Annotated in this window: 1 protein-coding gene; it reads right to left on the bottom strand. The window is 31.0% G+C overall.

Going from position 1 to position 574, the window contains the following annotated elements; all coding sequences use genetic code 11:
* Nucleotides 1-574 (bottom strand): hypothetical protein (locus tag MBCUT_RS11205; protein WP_169805370.1); only part of this gene is annotated, 574 nt, incomplete at both ends.

Raw genomic sequence — 574 nt, 5'->3', positions numbered from 1 at the left:
CATCAACAATTACATCAGCAAAGAGATTACCATCAACAGTAACATTAACAAAACCAATACCAGTATAATTAGCTAACTGACCACTAACAGTAACATTCTCACCAATATGAGAAGGATTAGGATTAACAATAATACTTGAATTAGTACTATTCTTATTTACTATGAAAATAGTAGAATTACTAAAAACATCATAATTACCATCACCAGCAAAACTAACAATAACCTCTAAACCAGTGCCAGTACGATTAGTAGTATAATTTAACTCCCAATAACCAGAAACATCAACAATTACATCAGCAAAGAGATTACCATCAACAGTAACATTAACAAAACCAATACCAGTATGATTAGCTAAAACACCACTAACAGTAACATTCTCACCAATATGAGCAGGATTAAGATTAACAACAATAGTTGAATTAGTACTATTCTTATTCACTGCGAAAGTAGTAGAATTACTAAAAACATCATAATTACCATCACCAGCAAAACTAACAATAACCTCTAAACCAGTGCCAGTACGATTAGTAGTATAATTTAACTCCCAATAACCAGAAACATCAACAATTACATC

Origin of the sequence: Methanobrevibacter cuticularis (assembly GCF_001639285.1) — an archaeon.
Classification (GTDB): domain Archaea; phylum Methanobacteriota; class Methanobacteria; order Methanobacteriales; family Methanobacteriaceae; genus Methanobaculum; species Methanobaculum cuticulare.
The sequence above is the reverse complement of the archived record's forward strand: the minus strand, read 5'-3'. Positions and strand labels throughout refer to the sequence as shown.